This is a genomic window from Kitasatospora sp. NPDC090308, assembly GCF_044769485.1.
Taxonomy (GTDB): domain Bacteria; phylum Actinomycetota; class Actinomycetes; order Streptomycetales; family Streptomycetaceae; genus Kitasatospora; species Kitasatospora fiedleri.
In genome coordinates this window covers 326,777-344,857 of sequence record NZ_JBIVXY010000006.1, presented here as the reverse complement: position 1 = coordinate 344,857, position 18,081 = coordinate 326,777, and the positions used below count along the sequence as shown (strand labels likewise).

Annotated in this window: 18 protein-coding genes and 3 tRNA genes; 8 read left to right on the top strand and 13 right to left on the bottom strand. The window is 72.5% G+C overall.

Translation table 11 applies throughout. The annotated features are described in order from the left end of the window. Positions 1 to 63 precede the first annotated feature (63 nt). Positions 64 to 147 (bottom strand) — tRNA-Leu (locus tag ACIQVD_RS17500). Between the two features lie 352 nt (positions 148 to 499). On the opposite strand from ACIQVD_RS17500, the gene ACIQVD_RS17495 reads away from it, so the two are divergent. The 6 genes from ACIQVD_RS17495 to pknB all read left to right on the top strand — a co-directional run bounded on the left by ACIQVD_RS17495 (position 500) and on the right by pknB (position 8,818). After that, the gene (locus ACIQVD_RS17495; protein WP_282206379.1) at positions 500 to 1,378 is read left to right on the top strand and encodes a DUF3662 and FHA domain-containing protein; all 879 of its coding nucleotides are present in this window, start codon (positions 500 to 502) and stop codon (positions 1,376 to 1,378) included. 12 nt (positions 1,379 to 1,390) lie between these two features. Then, the gene (locus tag ACIQVD_RS17490) at positions 1,391 to 1,915 is read left to right on the top strand and encodes an FHA domain-containing protein (protein WP_400692095.1); all 525 of its coding nucleotides are present in this window, start codon (positions 1,391 to 1,393) and stop codon (positions 1,913 to 1,915) included. A gap of 45 nt (positions 1,916 to 1,960) precedes the next feature. Further along, positions 1,961 to 3,472: a protein phosphatase 2C domain-containing protein gene (locus tag ACIQVD_RS17485; protein ID WP_400692092.1), complete on the top strand. Its 1,512-nt coding sequence runs from the start codon at positions 1,961 to 1,963 to the stop codon at positions 3,470 to 3,472. A gap of 34 nt (positions 3,473 to 3,506) precedes the next feature. Beyond that, positions 3,507 to 5,012, top strand: a complete 1,506-nt coding sequence (locus tag ACIQVD_RS17480; protein ID WP_400692089.1) for an FtsW/RodA/SpoVE family cell cycle protein — start codon at positions 3,507 to 3,509, stop codon at positions 5,010 to 5,012. Next, positions 5,009 to 6,466, top strand: a complete 1,458-nt coding sequence (locus tag ACIQVD_RS17475; protein WP_400692087.1) for a peptidoglycan D,D-transpeptidase FtsI family protein — start codon at positions 5,009 to 5,011, stop codon at positions 6,464 to 6,466. Before ACIQVD_RS17480 ends, ACIQVD_RS17475 begins: the two co-directional genes overlap by 4 nt. Before the next feature lie 318 nt (positions 6,467 to 6,784). Next, a complete protein-coding gene (gene pknB / locus ACIQVD_RS17470; RefSeq protein WP_400692084.1) occupies positions 6,785 to 8,818 on the top strand; it encodes a Stk1 family PASTA domain-containing Ser/Thr kinase in 2,034 nt (677 codons plus the stop codon). A gap of 85 nt (positions 8,819 to 8,903) precedes the next feature. Here the strand turns inward: pknB and ACIQVD_RS17465 are convergent, their stop codons facing one another. The 5 genes from ACIQVD_RS17465 to ACIQVD_RS17445 all read right to left on the bottom strand — a co-directional run bounded on the left by ACIQVD_RS17465 (position 8,904) and on the right by ACIQVD_RS17445 (position 12,492). After that, complete coding sequence (locus ACIQVD_RS17465) at positions 8,904 to 9,638, bottom strand: class E sortase (RefSeq protein WP_400692082.1); 735 nt, start codon at positions 9,636 to 9,638, stop codon at positions 8,904 to 8,906. Positions 9,639 to 9,656: 18 nt separating this feature from the next. Next, positions 9,657 to 10,616, bottom strand: a complete 960-nt coding sequence (locus tag ACIQVD_RS17460; RefSeq protein WP_400692079.1) for a class E sortase — start codon at positions 10,614 to 10,616, stop codon at positions 9,657 to 9,659. A gap of 5 nt (positions 10,617 to 10,621) precedes the next feature. Then, a complete protein-coding gene (locus ACIQVD_RS17455; protein ID WP_400692076.1) occupies positions 10,622 to 11,284 on the bottom strand; it encodes an aminodeoxychorismate/anthranilate synthase component II in 663 nt (220 codons plus the stop codon). A gap of 58 nt (positions 11,285 to 11,342) precedes the next feature. Continuing rightward, positions 11,343 to 11,513: a hypothetical protein gene (locus ACIQVD_RS17450; protein WP_014137037.1), complete on the bottom strand. Its 171-nt coding sequence runs from the start codon at positions 11,511 to 11,513 to the stop codon at positions 11,343 to 11,345. Positions 11,514 to 11,721: 208 nt separating this feature from the next. Next, positions 11,722 to 12,492, bottom strand: coding sequence for a DUF881 domain-containing protein (locus tag ACIQVD_RS17445; protein WP_199528208.1), 771 nt, complete (start codon positions 12,490 to 12,492; stop codon positions 11,722 to 11,724). A gap of 154 nt (positions 12,493 to 12,646) precedes the next feature. Between ACIQVD_RS17445 and crgA the strand changes: the two genes are divergently transcribed. Next, the gene (crgA, locus tag ACIQVD_RS17440; protein WP_100837211.1) at positions 12,647 to 12,901 is read left to right on the top strand and encodes a cell division protein CrgA; all 255 of its coding nucleotides are present in this window, start codon (positions 12,647 to 12,649) and stop codon (positions 12,899 to 12,901) included. Between the two features lie 263 nt (positions 12,902 to 13,164). On the opposite strand, the gene ACIQVD_RS17435 is transcribed toward crgA, so the two are convergent. Together ACIQVD_RS17435 and ACIQVD_RS17430 are read right to left on the bottom strand one after the other, a co-directional pair. Next, the gene (locus tag ACIQVD_RS17435; protein WP_402289952.1) at positions 13,165 to 14,064 is read right to left on the bottom strand and encodes a rhomboid family intramembrane serine protease; all 900 of its coding nucleotides are present in this window, start codon (positions 14,062 to 14,064) and stop codon (positions 13,165 to 13,167) included. A gap of 133 nt (positions 14,065 to 14,197) precedes the next feature. Further along, positions 14,198 to 14,725 carry a peptidylprolyl isomerase gene (locus tag ACIQVD_RS17430; RefSeq protein WP_400682731.1) on the bottom strand — a complete coding sequence of 176 codons (528 nt, stop codon included), beginning with the start codon at positions 14,723 to 14,725 and terminating at the stop codon, positions 14,198 to 14,200. Positions 14,726 to 14,888: 163 nt separating this feature from the next. On the opposite strand from ACIQVD_RS17430, the gene ACIQVD_RS17425 reads away from it, so the two are divergent. After that, positions 14,889 to 15,812, top strand: coding sequence for a DUF5324 family protein (locus tag ACIQVD_RS17425; protein ID WP_402289948.1), 924 nt, complete (start codon positions 14,889 to 14,891; stop codon positions 15,810 to 15,812). A gap of 74 nt (positions 15,813 to 15,886) precedes the next feature. Here the strand turns inward: ACIQVD_RS17425 and ACIQVD_RS17420 are convergent. The 5 genes from ACIQVD_RS17420 to ACIQVD_RS17400 all read right to left on the bottom strand — a co-directional run bounded on the left by ACIQVD_RS17420 (position 15,887) and on the right by ACIQVD_RS17400 (position 18,070). Further along, positions 15,887 to 15,959, bottom strand: a tRNA-Ala gene (locus ACIQVD_RS17420). Between the two features lie 110 nt (positions 15,960 to 16,069). Beyond that, positions 16,070 to 16,198: a DLW-39 family protein gene (locus ACIQVD_RS17415; RefSeq protein WP_014137031.1), complete on the bottom strand. Its 129-nt coding sequence runs from the start codon at positions 16,196 to 16,198 to the stop codon at positions 16,070 to 16,072. A 100-nt stretch (positions 16,199 to 16,298) separates the two neighbouring features. Further along, positions 16,299 to 16,688, bottom strand: coding sequence for a DUF6191 domain-containing protein (locus tag ACIQVD_RS17410; RefSeq protein ID WP_400682736.1), 390 nt, complete (start codon positions 16,686 to 16,688; stop codon positions 16,299 to 16,301). A gap of 93 nt (positions 16,689 to 16,781) precedes the next feature. Next, a complete protein-coding gene (locus tag ACIQVD_RS17405) occupies positions 16,782 to 17,711 on the bottom strand; it encodes a hypothetical protein (protein ID WP_402289946.1) in 930 nt (309 codons plus the stop codon). Between the two features lie 285 nt (positions 17,712 to 17,996). After that, positions 17,997 to 18,070, bottom strand: a tRNA-Ile gene (locus tag ACIQVD_RS17400). Positions 18,071 to 18,081: the final 11 nt, after the last annotated feature.

Genomic DNA, 18,081 nt, shown 5'->3' with positions numbered 1-18,081 from the left:
CCGGGCCGTCACACCGGAGAACGAGAAAGCCCCGCAGGTCCGTGGACCTGCGGGGCTTCACTGTGCGCGAGGGGGGAGTTGAACCCCCACGCCCTTTCGGGCACTGGAACCTGAATCCAGCGCGTCTGCCTATTCCGCCACCCGCGCATGGGTGTTGTCTTCAGTTGCTTACCGCTTCTTCCGACCTGTCGAGAAGCTTACCGCATCTCTCGGGGTCTTCCGTTCGGCTCCCTCTCGGGCGCCCCTTCCGACATGGAAAACATTAGCACGCCCCACGCCGCACCTGCGAATCCATTCCGCCCGGCCCCCCGCACGGGCCCGCCCGGCCCGCAACCGGAGGCCGGACGAACGCGTGAGCGGGCCGTCCGGCGGGTACCCCTCCGGGCGCGACCTAGCCGGGGAACCGTACGGAAGGGCCGGGCGTGGATACGATCAGTACGGAAGTACCGCTTTCCAGCCGACGAACCGGCCCGTCCGACGCCCTGAGAGGGGGTGCCCCGTGGGAGTCCTGAAGAAGTTCGAGCAGCGACTCGAAGGTCTCGTGAACGGCACCTTCGCGAAGGTGTTCAAGTCCGAGGTCCAGCCGGTGGAGATCGCCGGTGCCCTGCAGCGCGAGTGCGACAACAACGCCACCATCTGGAACCGGGACCGCACGGTCGTCCCGAACGACTTCATCGTCGAGCTCAGCCCGCACGACCACGAGCGGCTCAGCCCCTACGCCACCCAGCTCGGCACCGAGCTGGCCGGGATGGTCCGCGAGTACGCGGAGGCCCAGCGGTACAGCTTCATGGGGCCGCTCCAGGTCGCCCTGGAGAAGGCCGACGACCTGGACACCGGCCTGTACCGGGTGCGCAGCCGCACGCTGGCCGCCGAGGAGCCCCAGCGGGCCCCGGCCCCGCCGTCCGCCGCCCAGCCCGGGTACGGCCGTCCGCCGACGCCGCCCGCGCCCGGCGCGCCCTGGCACCAGGGCGCGTCCGCCGCGCCCTACGGCGCCCCGCCGCCGCCCCCCGCGCCGCCCGCGATGCCGCCCGCGGCGTCCGCCGCCCCGTCGGCCGGGAACGTCCGGCCCTTCCCCGGCGCGGGCCACGGCGGCGCCGGCACCCGGCGCTGGATCGAGGTGAACGGCGCCCGGCACCAGATCAGCCAGAACGCGGTGGTGCTCGGGCGCTCCACCGAGGCGGACATCCGGATCGACGACCCCGGGGTGTCCCGCAAGCACGCGGAGATCCGCCCCGGTACGCCCGCGATGGTCCTGGACCTGGGTTCCACCAACGGCATCGTGGTGGACGGGCAGCACACCCAGCGCGCTACGCTCCGCGACGGCTCCCGGATCGTCCTGGGGTCGACCACCATCGTCTACCGACAGGTCGAAGGGTAGAAGCGGGCCGGTATGTCTGATCTGACCCTGACGGTCATGCGGCTGGGCTTCCTCGCCGTCCTCTGGCTGTTCGTCATCGTCGCGGTGCAGGTGATCCGCAGCGACCTGTTCAACACCAAGGGCGCCGCGCGCACCGCCCAGCGCTCCCCCGCCCCCGCGCCGGCCCAGGCCGGGGCCGGCCGCGGGCCGCAGGGGCAGCCCGCCCCGGCCGCCCAGCAGGCGCAGGCCCGGCAGCGCCGCGGCCAGCCCACCCACCTGGTGGTGACCCAGGGGTCGCTGGCCGGGACGACCGTCGCCCTGCAGGGCCAGACCGTCACGCTGGGCCGGGCGCACGACTCCACCATCGTCCTGGACGACGACTACGCCTCCTCCCGCCATGCCAGGATCTACCCCGATCAGGCTGGGCAGTGGACGGTGGAGGATCTAGGCTCCACCAACGGCACCTATCTCGACCGGCAGCGGCTCACCACGCCGACGCCGCTCCAGATCGGCGTGCCGATCCGAATCGGCAGGACCGTCATCGAGCTGCGGAAGTAGTCAGCGCATGAGGACCAGCTCCACCCGAAGGAGGGCCCGGACAGCATGAGTCTCGTGCTGCGCTTCGCCGCCGGCTCGCACAAGGGCCTGATCCGTGAAGGGAACGAGGACTCCGGCTACGCCGGGCCCCGGCTGCTCGCGGTGGCCGACGGCATGGGCGGAGCGGCGGCCGGCGAGGTCGCCTCCTCCGAGGTCCTCGGCTCGATCGTCCGGCTCGACGAGCCGCACCCCGGCGCCGACCTGCTGAGCCTGCTCAACGAGGCGGTGCAGACCGCCAACGAGCGGCTGCGGCAGATGGTCGAGCAGGACCCGCAGCTGGAGGGCATGGGCTGCACCCTCACCGCGCTGCTCTGGGACGGCCAGCGGATGGGCCAGGTGCACATCGGCGACTCCCGGGCCTACCTGCTGCGCGACGGCCGGCTCGACCAGATCACCCAGGACCACACCTGGGTGCAGCGGCTGGTCGACGAGGGCCGGATCACCGCCGAGGAGGCCGAGACCCACCCGCAGCGCTCGCTGCTGATGCGCGCCCTGGACGGCCGCGGCCAGGTCGAGCCCGACCTGTCGATCCGCGAGGTCCGGGCCGGCGACCGGTACCTGATCTGCTCCGACGGCCTGTCCGGCCCGGTCAGCCACCAGACCCTGGAGGAGACGCTCGGCAGCTACTACGCGCCCGAGCAGACCGTCCAGGAGCTGATCCAGCTGGCGCTGCGCGGCGGCGGCCCGGACAACATCACCTGCATCGTCGCCGACGTGATCGACGTCGGCGCCACCGACCAGCTCAGCGGCCGGGCCGCCGAGGCCCCGGTGGTGGTCGGCGCGGTCGCCGAGAACCAGCCGCACCACTACAACGACCCGCAGCTGCTGGACACCCCGGCCGGCCGGGCCGCCGGCCTCGGCCGCGGCCCGGCCCCGCAGGGCGCCTTCGGCCCGGCCCAGGGCTACCAGGGCGGCTACGAGCAGCAGCAGCCCGGCTACGGCGCCCCCGCGGGCGACTTCGGCCCCCCGGAGGGCTACGGCGCCCCGGCGGACGACTTCACCCGGGCCGGCTTCCCGGCCGGCGAGGGCGGCTACGGCGCGCCCGGCGAGGAGTTCGACCAGGACGCCCCGGCCGAGCACCGGAAGAAGAAGCGCGGCCTGAAGCTGACCCTGATCGGCGTGCTGGTGCTCGCGGTGCTCGGCGCCGGCGGGTTCTTCGCCTGGCAGTGGAGCCAGGACCAGTACTACGTCGGCGTCCAGGACGGCCACGTCGCGGTCTACCGCGGCCTCGACCAGAACCTGGCCGGCATCGAGCTCAGCTCGGTCTACCAGCCGTTCACCGACGTCGAACTCAAGTACCTGCCCGCCTACCAGCAGGACCAGGTGGCCAAGAAGATCCAGGCCGACGGCCTGGCCGACGCCCGGAAGCAGGTCGACGCGCTGCGCGCGCAGGCCGCCGTCTGCAAGAAGGTCGCCGAGTCCACGACCGCCCCGGCCACCGGGGAGGGCACCGAGCCGTCCGCGCCGCCGCTGACCGAACAGGAGCAGCAGCTCGCCGCGTCCTGCCCGGCCCGGTAGGGCCGCGGGCGAACCCGGGGGGTTTCACACAGGCATGAGCACCTTCGACGTGAGCGGCGGCCGCACGCCCGCCACCGGGCGCCGCCGCGCCACCGGCCGCGGCACCCCGGACACCGTGCCGAACCGGCGCAACACCGAGCTGCTGATGCTGGCCTTCGCGGTGGCCGTCCCGGTCTTCGGGTACGCCAACGTGGGTCTGGCGATGGACGGCACGCTGCCCGCCAACATCCTGGCCTACGGCCTGGGCCTGGGCGTGCTGGCCGGCCTCGCGCACCTGGCGGTGCGCCGCTTCGCCCCGTACGCCGATCCGCTGCTGCTGCCGCTGGCGACGCTGCTCAACGGGCTCGGCCTGGTGATGATCTGGCGGCTCGACAAGGCCGGCGACCTGCTGCACGACAACTACCCGGCGACCACCAACCAGCTGATGTGGTCGGGCCTGGGCATCACGCTGTTCATCGGCGTGATGTGGCTGCTCAAGGACCACCGGATCCTGCAGCGCTACACCTACATCTCGATGGTGGTGGCGCTGGTGCTGCTGGCCGCGCCGGCCTTCTTCCCGTCCCAGGACGCGAACTTCGGCGCGAAGATCTGGATCCGCTTCGGGTCCTTCTCGATCCAGCCCGGCGAGTTCGCCAAGATCATCCTGACCGTCTTCTTCGCCGGCTTCCTGATGGTGAAGAAGGACGCCCTGGCGCTGGCCAGCCGCAAGTTCATGGGCCTGTACCTGCCGCGCGGCCGCGACCTCGGGCCGATCGTGGTGGTCTGGCTGCTGTCGATCCTGATCCTGGTGTTCGAGACCGACCTCGGCTCGTCCTTCCTGTTCTTCGGCCTGTTCGTGGTGATGCTGTACGTGGCCACCGAGCGGACCAGCTGGATCGTCTTCGGTCTGCTGATGTCCTTCGGCGGCGCCGCCGTGGTGGCCACCAGCGAGCCGCACGTGAAGACCCGGATCAACGCCTGGCTGGACCCGATGGCGGCGTTCGGGCCGCACCCGCCCAAGCAGTCCTCGGAGCAGATCGGCCAGACCCTGATGTCGCTGGGCTCCGGCGGCACCATCGGCACCGGCCTGGGGCAGGGCCGCAGCTGGCTGATCCAGTTCGCGGCGAAGAGCGACTTCATCCTCGGCTCGTTCGGCGAGGAGCTGGGCCTGACCGGCCTGATGGCGATCTTCCTGGTGTACGGCCTGGTGGTGCAGCGCGGCCTGCGCACCGCGCTGGCCGCCCGCGACCCGTTCGGCAAGCTGCTCGCGGTCGGCCTGAGCTCGGCGTTCGCGCTCCAGGTGTTCGTGGTCGCGGGCGGCGTCACCGGCCTGATCCCGCTGACCGGCATGACCATGCCGTTCCTGGCCCAGGGCGGTTCCTCGGTGGTGGCCAACTGGGCGCTGATCGCCATCCTGATGAAGATCAGCGACACCGCCCGCCGCCCGGCCGCCGAACCGACCGCCGAGCCGGCCCCGGCGATCCCGGAGCCGGCCGGTCCCGACCGGTACGGGCCGCCCGGGTACGGCGCGCCGGACCAGAGCAGGGGAGCGTCCTCGTGAACAAGCCGATCCGCCGGGTGTCGATCTTCTGCCTGGTTCTGGTGCTGGCGCTGATGGTCCGGGTCAACTGGGTGCAGGGCGTGCAGGCCTCGGCCTGGGCGAGCAACTCGCACAACGACCGGGTGAAGTACGACCGGTACGCCTACCCGCGCGGCAACATCATCGTCGCCGGCCAGCCCGTCACCAAGTCCGACTTCGTCAACGGCCTGCGCTACAAGTACAAGCGCTCCTGGGTGGACGGGCCGATGTACGCACCGGTCACCGGCTACTCCTCGCAGATCTTCGACTCCAGCCAGCTGGAGAAGCTGGAGGACCCGGTGCTCTCCGGCACCGACTCCCGGCTGTTCTTCCGCAACACCCTGGACATGCTGACCGGCAAGCCCAAGCAGGGCGGCGACGTGGTCACCACCATCGACCCGAAGGTGCAGAAGGCCGGCTTCGAGGGCCTGGGCAACCGCAAGGGCGCCGCGGTGGCGATCGACCCGCGCACCGGGGCGATCCTGGCGCTGGTCTCCACCCCGTCCTACGACCCGGGCACCTTCGCGGGCGGCGGCGACAGCGACTCCGCGGCCTGGACGGCGCTGCAGAACGACCCGAACCAGCCGATGCTGAACCGGGCGCTGCGCCAGACCTACCCGCCCGGCTCGACGTTCAAGCTGGTCACCGCGGCGACCGCGTTCGAGACCGGCAAGTTCAAGAACCCCACGGACACCACCGACACCCCGGAGACGTACATCCTGCCGGGCACCAGCACCCCGCTGGTCAACGACAGCCCCGACGAGCCCTGCACGAACGCCACCCTCGCCTCGGCGATGGCCATCTCGTGCAACACGGTGTTCGGCAAGATCGGCGCCGAGCTCGGCAAGGACGCGCTGCGCTCGCAGGCCGAGAAGTTCGGCTTCAACAACGACAAGCTGGACGTCCCGGTCCGGGCCGCCGCCAGCTACTACCCCAGCGGCTCCTCCCCCGACGGCACCGCGATGGACGCCATCGGCCAGCACGACACCCGGGCCACCCCGCTGCAGATGGCCATGGTGGCCGCGGCGATCGCCAACAACGGCTCGCTGATGCAGCCCTACCTGGTCGCCCAGGAGGGCTCGGCGGGCCACGCCATCTCCACCCACTCCGAGCACCAGCTGAGCCAGGCCGTCTCGCCGGACACCGCGCAGAAGCTCCAGCAGCTGATGGAGGGCGTGGTGAAGAACGGCACCGGCAGGAAGGCGGCCATCCCGGGCGTGACGGTCGGCGGCAAGACCGGCACCGCGCAGCACGGCCAGGACAACGCGGGCAAGCCGTTCGCCTGGTTCGTCTCCTACGCGAAGGACTCCGCCGGCAAGCAGGTCGCGGTCGCGGTGGTGGTCGAGGACGGCGCGGCGCAGAGCTCGGAGATCTCCGGCGGCTCGCTGGCCGCGCCGATCGCCAAGTCGATGATGCAGGCGGCCCTCGGCAAGTAGGCCCGGTGACCTGGCCCGGGAAGCGGGCTGCGGAGCGGCCCGGTCGCATGCGTCACATTCCGGCCGCCGGTCCTCGATCGGCGGCCGGAATTGTCACAATGGGACGGTCCTGGTCGATATCGGTCCGGTCTCAGCTGACGGTCCGCGCGGGCCCGCCCAGGTCGGCCCGGTAGCGTATCCGCCAGCAGCGGGTGTACCCGCGGCCGGAGACCGTGGCCGGAGCCGTGCAACCGCGGCGGCGGCCGCCGCGTCCGAAGAGAGCGTGCGGGGACACCTACGTCACATCCTCACCTGCCGGTGGGGGAGAGGGTCGGAGATATGGAAGAGCCTCGTCGCCTAGGCGGCAGGTACGAACTCGGCGGCGTCCTCGGGCGCGGTGGCATGGCCGAGGTGTACCTCGGGCACGACACCCGGCTCGGCCGCACCGTGGCCGTGAAGACCCTCCGCACCGACATGGCCCGCGACCCCTCCTTCCAGGCCAGGTTCCGCCGCGAGGCGCAGTCCGCGGCCTCGCTCAACCACCCGGCCATCGTCGCGGTCTACGACACCGGCGAGGACTACATCGACGGGATCTCCATCCCGTACATCGTGATGGAGTACGTCGAGGGCTCCACCCTGCGCGAACTGCTGCACACCGGGCGGCGGCTGCTGCCCGAGCGGGCGCTGGAGATGACCATCGGCATCCTCCAGGCCCTGGAGTACTCGCACCGGGCCGGCATCGTGCACCGCGACATCAAGCCCGCCAACGTGATGCTGACCCGGCAGGGCAACGTCAAGGTGATGGACTTCGGCATCGCCCGCGCGATGGGTGACGCCGGCATGACGATGACCCAGACCTCCGCGGTCATCGGCACCGCCCAGTACCTCTCCCCCGAGCAGGCCAAGGGCGAGACCGTCGACGCCCGCTCCGACCTGTACTCCACCGGCTGCCTGCTGTACGAGCTGCTCACCGTCCGGCCGCCGTTCGTCGGCGACTCGCCGGTCGCGGTGGCCTACCAGCACGTCCGCGAGGAGCCCGCCCCGCCGTCCTCCTACGACCCCGAGGTCCGCCCCGAGATCGACGCGATCGTGCTCAAGGCGCTGGCCAAGGAGCGCGACTACCGCTACCAGTCCGCCGACGAGATGCGCGACGACATCGAGCGCTTCCTCGACGGCCTGCCGGTCGCCGCCGCCCAGCAGGCGGCCTACGGCATGGGCGCGGCCGGCTACGGCTACGACCAGGGCGGCGGGCAGTACGACCCGTACGGCCAGACCAACGTGCTGCCCCAGCAGGGCGGCGGCCCGACCACCATGCTGCCACCGGTCGGCAACCAGCAGCCCGCCCCGTACGGCGGCTACCAGGACAACGGCTACGGCGGCGGGGACGACGGCGGCTACGAGGGCCGCGGCAGCCGGCGGCGCGAGGAGCAGCCGAAGAAGAGCAGCACCTCCTGGATCGTGCTGGCCGTCGCGGCGGTGCTGGTCCTGGTCGGCGCGTTCTTCGTGGTGCAGTCCATGGTGAAGACCGGCGACAAGGCCGCCGGGAAGACCACCGTCCCGAACCTGGCCGGGCTGAGCCTGGCCGACGCGGAGAACGCGGCGAAGGCGCAGAACGCCACCCTCAAGGTGGTCGTCGGCGACCCGGCCGCCACCTGCGCCGACACCAAGGTCCAGAAGGACCAGGTCTGCACCCAGGAGCCCGCCGCGGCCGGCCAGATGTCCGCCACCGGCACGATCACCGTGCACCTGGCCGCCGCCGCGGCCCAGGTCGACGTGCCGGACGTCACCGGCCAGGCCAAGGACGCCGCGACCAAGGCGCTCAAGGACAAGGGCTTCGACGTCAAGACCACCTACGCCAACGACGACAAGATCGACCAGGACAAGGTCGTCTCGCAGGACGTCACCGGCAAGGCCGCCCCGGGCGCCACGGTCACCCTGACGGTCTCCTCCGGCCAGCAGAAGGTCACCGTGCCGAACGTGGTCGGCAAGGCCCAGGACGAGGCCACCCAGATCCTCACCGACGCCAAGTTGAACGCCACGGTGACCACCAAGGCCGTCACCGACAGCACCCAGGTGGGCCAGGTCCTCGACCAGAACCCGAAGAACGGCCAGCTCAAGCAGGGCGGCCAGGTGACCCTCGTGGTGGGCAAGCAGGCCGACAAGGTGACGATGCCGCCGCTGCAGAACGTCAAGGTCAGCGACGCCATCACCCAGCTCGGCAAGCTCGGCCTGAGCTACGCCCTGGTCGGCTCGCAGGACCCCAACGGCACCGTGGTCAACACCAACGTCCCGGCGGGCACCCAGCTCAACCCCGGTGACAAGGTCACCCTGTTCACGCAGGCACCGGACAAGTCCAACGACCCGAAGCCGTAGCACCGGCGCCCGGGACCACACCGAGGGGCCGCACCGTTCAGCGCGAACGGTGCGGCCCCTCGGCCGTTCCGGTGCCCGGTGGCGGTCAGCGCAGCTCGGGCGGCGGGGTGCGCCGCGCGTCCACCGGGTCGACCCGGACCAGCTGGGCCCAGACCGCCATCCGGTAGCGGGAGGTGTACACCGGCGTGCAGGTGGTCAGCGTCAGGTAGCGGCCAGGGCCGGTGAACGGCGAGCCCTCGGGGACGGGCGCCACCACGCCCACGTCGTACTTGGAGGTCTGCGGCAGCGTCCCGGCGACCCGGTAGACGTACCAGGCGTCCCTGGTCTCCACCACCACCGGGTCGCCGACCGCGACCCTGTCCAGGTCGTGGAACCTGGCGCCGTGCCCGTCCCGGTGCGCCGCCAGCGCGAAGTTGCCCTCGGCGTCCCACGGCATCGCCGAGCGGTACGGCTCCTCGTACACCCCGGCCACGCCCTCGTCGAGCACCTCCGCGGTGGTGCCCATCCGGATCAGCGTCTGGTCGCCCCGGCCGAGGGCCGGCACGTGCAGGAAGCCCACCCCGTCCCCCGCCGCGTACCGCGGCACCGGCGCGGCGGCCGCGCCGTCCGCCGGGGGCGCGGCCGGGACGCCCCAGGTCTGCCGCAGCCGGTCCCCCGCGTGCCCGGCGGTCCGGTCGGCCAGCACGTCGGTCCACCACAGCGAGTACCCGACGAACAGCGCCAGCACCAGCCCCAGGGTGATCAGCAGCTCCCCCAGCAGCCCCAGGGCCACCGCCGTCCGTCCGCGCCGCCTACGACCGCCCCGCATGGCTGTGCCCATGGTGCCGCGCCTCGCTGCTCAGTGTCGCCCGGTCAGCGCCTCCGGCTGGCCCTGGCTCCTCGGCCGTTCCTCGACCATCTTGCCAAAGACGATCAGCCTTCCCCGGGCACTGAACTCCGGCGTGCATGTCGTCATGGTGAGGTAGCGGCCCGGCCCGGTGAACGGCGAGCCCTTCGGGACCGCCTGGAGCACCGTCACGTTGGTCGGCGGGGTCTCCGGGATGCCGCCGGCCACCTCGTACGTGTAGTAGGCGGTCGCGGTCTCCACCACGATCTTGTCGCCCGGCACCAGTTGGCCGATCTTCCGGAACGGCTGGCCGTGCGTGGTGCGGTGCGCGGCGACCGCGAAGTTGCCCTGCTGGTCGGACGGCATCGCGGTGCCCGCGTAGTGGCCCACCAGGCCGTGGTCGAGCACCTTCTGCTTGTCGGTGCCCTCGGCGACCGGGTAGTCCAGGCCCAGCTTCGGCACGTGGATGATGGCGAAGCCCTGCCCGGGCTGGAAGGCGGTGGGCTGCGGGGCGGGGGCGGCGCCCCCGCCGGTCGGGGCGGCCGGCTGCTGGGCCCACTGCTGCTCCAGCTTGCTGCTGGCGGCCCCGGCGTCCCGGTCGGCCAGCACGTTGGTCCACCACAGCTGGTACGAGACGAACAGCAGCATGACCGCGCCGAGGGTGATGAACAGCTCCCCCACCAGCCGGGCCAGCACCACCCGCTTGCGCTCCTTCGGGCGCGGCGGCCGCGGCCCGGCGGGCCGCCCGGTGGCCCGGCGGCGCCCGGTGCCCGGCGCGCGCAGGCCGGACGGGCCGGCCGCGGCCCGGCGGCGGGCCGCCCGGTCGCCGGGCGGCGGGGACACCGGCCCGGCCGCCGGGGCGGGCGGCAGCCGCAGTTTCAGGGTCTGCTCGGCCGGGGTCTCGTAGACGCTCCAGTCCTCCGGCTCCCCCAGCTCGTCGGGGACGCCCCCCTCCGGGCGCACGGCGGTCACCGGCGTCAGCTCCGGCCGATGACCGGGGCGAGCCCGGCCGAGCGGCCCACCGCCTCCGGGAAGCCGCACTCGGCGAGCCAGTTGGCGAGCATCCGGTGGCCGCCCTCGGTGAGCACCGACTCCGGGTGGAACTGGACGCCCTCGATCGGGAGTTCGCGGTGCCGCAGGCCCATGATCACGCCGCTGTCGGTGCGCGAGGTGACCACCAGCTCGGCGGGCACGGTGTCCGGGTCGACCGCCAGCGAGTGGTAGCGGGTGGCGGTCAGCGGCGAGGGCAGGCCCGCGAACACGCCGCCGTCCTCGTGCAGCACCGGCGAGGTCTTGCCGTGCAGCAGCTCGGGCGCCCGCCCGACCACCGCGCCGTGCGCCACCGCGATCGACTGCAGGCCCAGGCAGACCCCGAACAGCGGCAGCCCGGTCCGGGCGCAGTGGTGCACCATCTCCACGCACACCCCGGCCTCCTCGGGCGTGCCGGGCCCGGGGGAGAGCAGCACCCCGTCGTAGCCCTCCTCGCCCGCCCGCGGCCGGGCGTCGGCCACGGTCAGCCCGTCGTTGCGGACCACCTCGCAGACCGCGCCCAGCTGGTACAGGTACTGGACGATGTTGAACACGAAGCTGTCGTAGTTGTCGACCACGAGGATCCGGGGCGCTCGGCCGGCGGGGGTCATCGCTACTCCTGGGGTACGGGTGCGTCGGGGGACGGACGGAGTCGGAACGGTGCCGGTCTCAGCCGCCGGCGCCCTGGTCCACCGTCACGTTCCCGAAGGGGAGCAGCGGCTCGGCCCACGGGAAGACGTACTGGAACAGGACGTAGACCACCCCGAGGACGAGCAGCAGGGCGATCAGCGCACGGACCGGCGCGGGGCCCGGAAGATGCCGCCAGATCCAGCCGTACATGGTGCTCCTCGGTGTTTCGGGTCGGCACAAGCGTAGACGCCCGTCCGCCCGGCCCAGGAGGGTATCCGCGCAACGGGCCGGTCGCGGCGGGTCCGGGGCGGATTCCGGACGGATCCTGAACGGGTTCCGGTCAGGTCCTGGCCGGGTCCGCACCGGTCCCGGCGGGTCCTGTCCGGGCCCTGGCCGGGTCCGGACGCGCGGGCGGGCGCTAGGGGGCCTCCGCGGAGCGCAGGTCGGCGGAGCCGGTGTACCCGGGCAGGGTCAGCTCGCCGCTCTCCTGGACCTTCCAGCCCAGCCCGTAGGCGGTCACGTAGCCCAGGTAGTTGCGGATGGTGGGGTCGGCGTCCACCGCGGCGCGCAGCGCCTCCGTCCGGCCCACCGCGCGGATCACGTACGGCGGCGAGTAGACCCGGCCCTGGAGCAGCAGGGTGTTGCCGACGCAGCGCACCGCGCTGGTGGAGATCAGCCGCTGGTCCATCACCTGGATGCCCTCCGCGCCGCCCCGCCACAGGGCGTTCACCACGGCCTGGATGTCCTGCTGGTGGATCACCAGGTCGTTGACGCCGGGCTCGGGGACGCCCGGGATGCGGGCGGTGGCGTTCGGCGGGGCGTCGTCCAGGGTGACGGTCAGCCCGGGTCCGCGCAGCGGGTCCAGCCCGGCGGCCCGCTGCAGTTCGGCCAGCCGGGCCGCGTCGTCCGGGCTCTGCCCCTGCTCCCGGGCCAGCCGGTCGGCCCGGTCCCGGTCGGCGGAGACCTGCTCCGACAGCTGCTGGTTCTGGGTGGAGCGCTGCTGTATGACGTCGCTGAGCTTCAGCAGCGAGTTGTCGGTGCGCAGGTCGGTGCCGTGCGCGGTCCGCGCGCTGACGTAGAACAGCAGCCCGGCGAGCGCGAAGACGGTGCAGGTCAGGGCACGTCCGACAATTCGCCCACGACGGGGGCCCGAAGCCGGGGAGGGCGAAGAAATCGTGGAATCAGGCACCGTACCCTTATCTCCTTACGACCCGGCGAGCCACTACGCTAACGGACGCCGGTGGCATGTGCGGAGGATCAACCGTACGGACCGGCCCGCCATTTGCCGCCCGCCCACGCTGACCCACCCGCGCGGTCACAGCGCATCGACAGGAGAGCCCCTCGTGCCGAAGTCTCGACTCCGCAAGAAGGCCGACTACACGCCGCCCCCGAGCACCGCGACGGCCGTGAAGATCAGTTCCGGCCGGAGCTGGGTGGCACCACTGATGCTGGTGTTCTTCCTGGTCGGCCTGGTCTGGATCGTCACGTACTACGTGACCAGCGGCAACTGGCCGATCAGCAGCTGGGGCAACTGGAACATCCTGGCCGGCTTCGGCTTCATCGCGGCGGGCTTCGGCGTCTCCACCCAGTGGAAGTGACGCCGGCTCCGCCCGCCCGGCGGATCCCGGCCTGATCCACCCGCACCGCCCCGGACAGCGCGCCGGGGCGGTCTCCGGGCTGTCCGCGCCCCGGACGGGCCGGGTCCCGCCGGGAGCGTCCGAACGTTTATCCACAGGGTTGTCCACACTGGGGAAAACTCCGCCCAGCCTGTGGATAACTCGCAACGCAGCAGCATAACGCGCGTAGAGCCGGGAAATCCAATCGGTGGGCCCGCCCCGGCGCCCACCGACTGTGCACAGCCTCACCCCGGCAGGCGCGCCGTCCCGACCAGCAGCATCAGCAGGATCGCCGCCACCGCCCCGGCCAGCGCCAGCCCCTGCACCAGGTTCCGGCGCTCCCGCGGGGCGGACATCATCCCGGCCCCGATGGCGACCCCGGCCACCAGGCCGCCGAGGTGGGCCCGCCAGTCGATGTTGTGCAGCGTGAAAGTGAGCACCAGGTTGACCACCAGCAGCGCGATCACCGGCTGCATCGGCACCCGGTTCGCCCGGAACAGCACCGCGGTCGCGCCCAGCAGGCCGAAGATCGCCCCGGAGGCGCCGACCGAGAACATGTCCGCCCCGTCCAGCAGGTAGCCGAACGCGTTGCCCGCCACCCCCGACAGCAGGTAGAGGGCGAGGAAGCGCCACCGGCCCAGCACCCGCTCCAACTGGGGGCCGAGCACCCAGAGCGAGAACATGTTCATCAGGATGTGCATCACCCCGGCGTGCACGAACATCCCGCTGACCAGCCGGTACCACTGGCCCGGGCCCTCGGCCACGCCGATCCGCGTCCCGAACGCGTCCGCCCCGCTGCCCATCCCCAGCCGGAACTGCCAGACCCGGTCGACGTACTCGGTGAGCAGGAACACCAGCAGGTTGACGCCGATCAGGACTTTGGTGACCAGCGCCCCGTCGCCGAGCGTCAGCAGCGCGCCGGCCGTGGTCCGGGGCTGCTGCCGGGCCTGCTGCCCGGCCTCGCCCCGCACGCAGTCCGGGCACTGGAAGCCCACCGAGGCGGGCACCATGCACTCCGGGCAGACCGGCTGCCCGCACCTGGCGCAGCTCACCCCCGTCTCCCGCTCGGGGTGCCGGCGGCACCGGGGCAACCCGCTCCCCCGGCCGTCCGCCGACGTCGGCCGCACGGGCTCCTCCGGATGCATCGCCGCTGTCCCTCCTCAACGAAACGGTCCCGGCGCCGCCCCCCGCCGTACGGAACGGGGCACCGCCGGGACCGCCCAGGCTACTGCGCGCACGGGCGCGCGGGGGCCGCCCCGCGGGGCGGCCGGGCGCGGATCAGCCGCGCGAGACGACGACCTGCTCGATCACCACGTCCTCGACCGGGCGGTCGTACGGCTTGGTGGTGGCGGTGGTGGCGATCGCGTCCACGACCTTCCGGCTGGCCTCGTCCACGACCTCGCCGAAGATGCTGTGCTTGCGGTTCAGCCAGCTGGTCGCGCCGACCGTGATGAAGAACTGCGAGCCGTTGGTGCCCGGGCCGGCGTTGGCCATCGCCAGCAGGTACGGGCGGTCGAACGAGAGGTCGGGGTGGAACTCGTCGCCGAACTTGTAGCCCGGGCCGCCGGTGCCGTTGCCCAGCGGGTCGCCGCCCTGGATCATGAAGCCCTCGATGACCCGGTGGAAGACCGTGCCGTCGTACAGCGGCTTGGCGGCCAGCTCGCCGGTCTCCGGGTTCTTCCACTCGCGGGTGCCCTCGGCCAGCTCCACGAAGTTGGCGACGGTCTTCGGCGCGTGGTTCGGGAAGAGCTTGACCACGATGTCACCGCGGTTGGTCTTCAGGGTGGCGGTGAGTTCCTCGGCCACGGCAGTACCTTCCTCTCTCTTGCCTGACTATCCGAGGAATCATCCCACGCGGCTCGCGGACGGCTCAGCCGGAGGTGCCCGGTGGGCAAGCCCGATGCATGATCTCCTAGCAGGTGGAAAGGTGCGTACCGGACGCCGGACACCCGCCGAGAAGGAGAAGCCCGTGAGCCGTACGGACACCGCGCGCGAGACCGCCGGACGGGCGAAGGACGCCGTGGCGCCCTACGCCGTTTCCGCCAAGGAGGCCGCGCTGCACTACGCGGAGGAGGCCAAGCAGCTGCTCGGCCCCAAGCTGGAGGCGTTCGGCCCCAAGGCCGCCGCCGCCGGAGCCCAGGCCAAGGTCGGAGCCGGCCAGGCCGCGCAGACCGCCCGGGTGCAGTACGCCAAGTACGTCGCACCGCACCTGGAGCACGCCTTCACCAGCCTCCCCCCGGAGACCCAGAAGGCCGCGCTCCGGGCCGCACACCGGGCCCAGGAGGCCGCTCTGGCCGCCAAGCTGTCGGCCGGTCAGGCCGCCGGACAGGCCCGGGCCACCGTGGTGCCCAAGGTCACCGAGACCTTCCAGGCCGCCAAGGAGAACATCACTCCGATCGCCCTGGAGGCGCAGACCCGCGGCGCCGCCGCGGTCACCGCCCTGCAGGGCCACGTCAGCTCCGCCGAGATCAGCAAGCTGGCCGCCAAGAACGCCAAGAAGCAGCACCGCAACGGCTGGGCCACCGCCCTCGCGGTGGCCGGCACCCTGGCCATCGGCACCGGCGTGCTGGCCTGGCAGTGGTACCGCAAGCAGAACAACCCCGAGTGGCTGACCGAGCCCCCGGCCCCGGCCGCCGCGCCCACCCTCTCCCCCGTCCCCTCCGGCACGGCCGCCACCGACACCACGGCCGCCGCGGACTCCACGGCGCCCACCGCTCCCGGCAGCGCGGCCGGCGGCCCGGTGGGCGGCACGGTCGGCGGCACGGTGCTCAACGGCTCCGTCCCGCTCGACGAGCCCGGCGCACCGGCCGACCCGGAGGTCGCCCCCCGGTCGGAGGACGAGCACGCCGGTGACGACCACCCCAAGCCGCACGACCCGCGCAAGCCGCACTGACCCCGTCCCGGAAGCCCCCGGGCACGCGAACGGCCCCCGACCTGTTCACCAGGTCGGGGGCCGTTCGTCGACTGTGGAGCCTAGGGGAGTCGAACCCCTGACATCTGCCATGCAAAGACAGCGCTCTACCAACTGAGCTAAGGCCCCGAGCAACGGGGACAGCCTACCCGCTCCCGGGCAGCCGCCCGCGCGGGTTTCGGACCGGCCGCGGCCCGTGCTCCGCGGGCCGGCCCGAGAGAGACTTCGTCAGTCGGCGCTCAGCGGCCGGCGGGGACCGGGTCGGTCGCCTCGGTCCACAGGTCCTGCTCGGCACGGTCCGCCTGGACCTGACGGTAGACAAAGAAGCCGCCGAGGGCGACCAGGGCGACCAGGAGAAGCTTCTTCACCGCGGGACCTCGTCCTTCTTGCTTACTTGGATGTAGGAGCACGAACCAGCGGCCAGGGTGCAGACCGCCCTGGGGCCGATGATACACACCGGTAACCCCTTCAAGAGCGGCCCCCGCCACCGCCAACCGACCGATCCGCCACCGGCTTTGACCCACCGGCATCAGTACGATCGTCCGACCGCGAACGCTCGGCCCGGATCACCGCGACCCCGCCGTCCAGGTCCACCGTCGAACGCGGCGGAGCGGCATCGCCCTCCTCGTCCCGGAGCATCAGCGTGGTCCTCCGCTGCTCCAGCTCGGCCTGCTTACCGGCCGCGAACTGGGCGTGCAGCTGCTCGAACCCGGTCGCCGAGACCTGGCCCTCCCGCCCCGTCCCGCGCCAGGGCACCCAGCGGCTCCGGCGCGCCCGCAGCGCGAGCTGGTCCACGAAGGCCAGCGCCACCAGCGCGCAGACCAGGCCCGGCAGGCTCATCGCCCAGAAGAACCCCATGCCCCCGACAACGCGCCCGGGCGCGCCGCCGTTCCCGCCCGACGACGCGCCCGCGCACTCCTGCGACCGGCTACCGGTTCCCCCGGCTACCGGCTACCGCTTGCGCCGCCGCAGCCGGGCCAGCTCGCGCCGGACCGCCCGCACGTCCGCGGACAGAACGTCCAGCCGGGTGTCCAGCCCGTCCAGGCGGGTCTCCTGCCGGGAGGTCCGCTCACCGAGCGCGGTGGTCAGCAGCCCCTGCGCGTCGAGCCGCCGCTCGATCGAGCCGCCCGAGACCACCAGCCCCGGGACCACGGCCGGCAGGTCCTCCGCCGTGAACGCGAACTCCGGCTCCTCGGCGTGCCGCGGCGCCACCGGCTCGCACTCCCCCGGCCGGTGCGACTCGAACGGCTCCAGCCCGTCGATCCGCCGCCGCCAGTCCTCCACCGCCGGGTCCCGCCGCCCCGCCTCGTACTCGTCCCACCGCAGCTCGCTCCACCGCCGCCACGGCCGCGCCCGGAACGCGTGCACCACCGGCGGCACCACCACCGGCCGCGCCGCCGCCTCCACCGCGTCCAACAGCCGCCCGCGCACCCGCCGGGCCACCTCGCTGTCGCGCAGCAGCATCGCGACGTTCAGGACGGCCCGCCGCGAGTAGAGGGCGACGCCGTTGCCGCCGCCCTGGGGACGGCCGTAGGGGCCGTCCACGGGCGGGGACCACCGGGGGGCCTGTGCGCGGGGGCTCCCTTCACCTCCTTCGGTACCGCTGACCTGCCAGAAGTACTTCTTGTAACTCTGGTCCTCGGGGTCGTCCACAGGCTTGAGCACGGTGAATCCATTGCTCTCCAGCTCCTGCCGGTGGCGTCGAACCACCGCTCGGATGATGTTCTCGCCGACCTCGAAGTAGTCCGCCACCATCCGCGTGGTGACGTACAGCCCGTCGGGCAGCAGGACGAGGGCCTTGACCTCGTCGAGGACTTCGGTGCGCTCGCACAGGCCGCTTCGGAGCGTCCTGGATTCGAGCAGCGCGGCTTCCATGGACATGGGAGTGCCTCACAGGGTGAAAGAAGACACGACGGGGGAACCGCCCGATCGCCCGGGGCGGGCGGGGCCGGATCATCCGCCGGCCGGAGCAGAGGTCGCGTTACGTCCCACGTCACCCGATGGCCGGTTCTGTCGCCCGGCTATCCCCGACTTCACATCAGTTTCGAGTCAGCTCACCCTGTGTCGCCTCTGCGCACCGGGCCCAACGAGCGGGCGGGCGGGGGGTTACGGGGGTGGAACACGTCGAAGGCCCCGATCACCAGGTGATCGGGGCCTTCGCGCCGGTGGGCCTAACAGGACTTGAACCTGTGGCCTCTTCCTTATCAGGGAAGCGCTCTAACCGTCTGAGCTATAGGCCCTTGCCGCACTG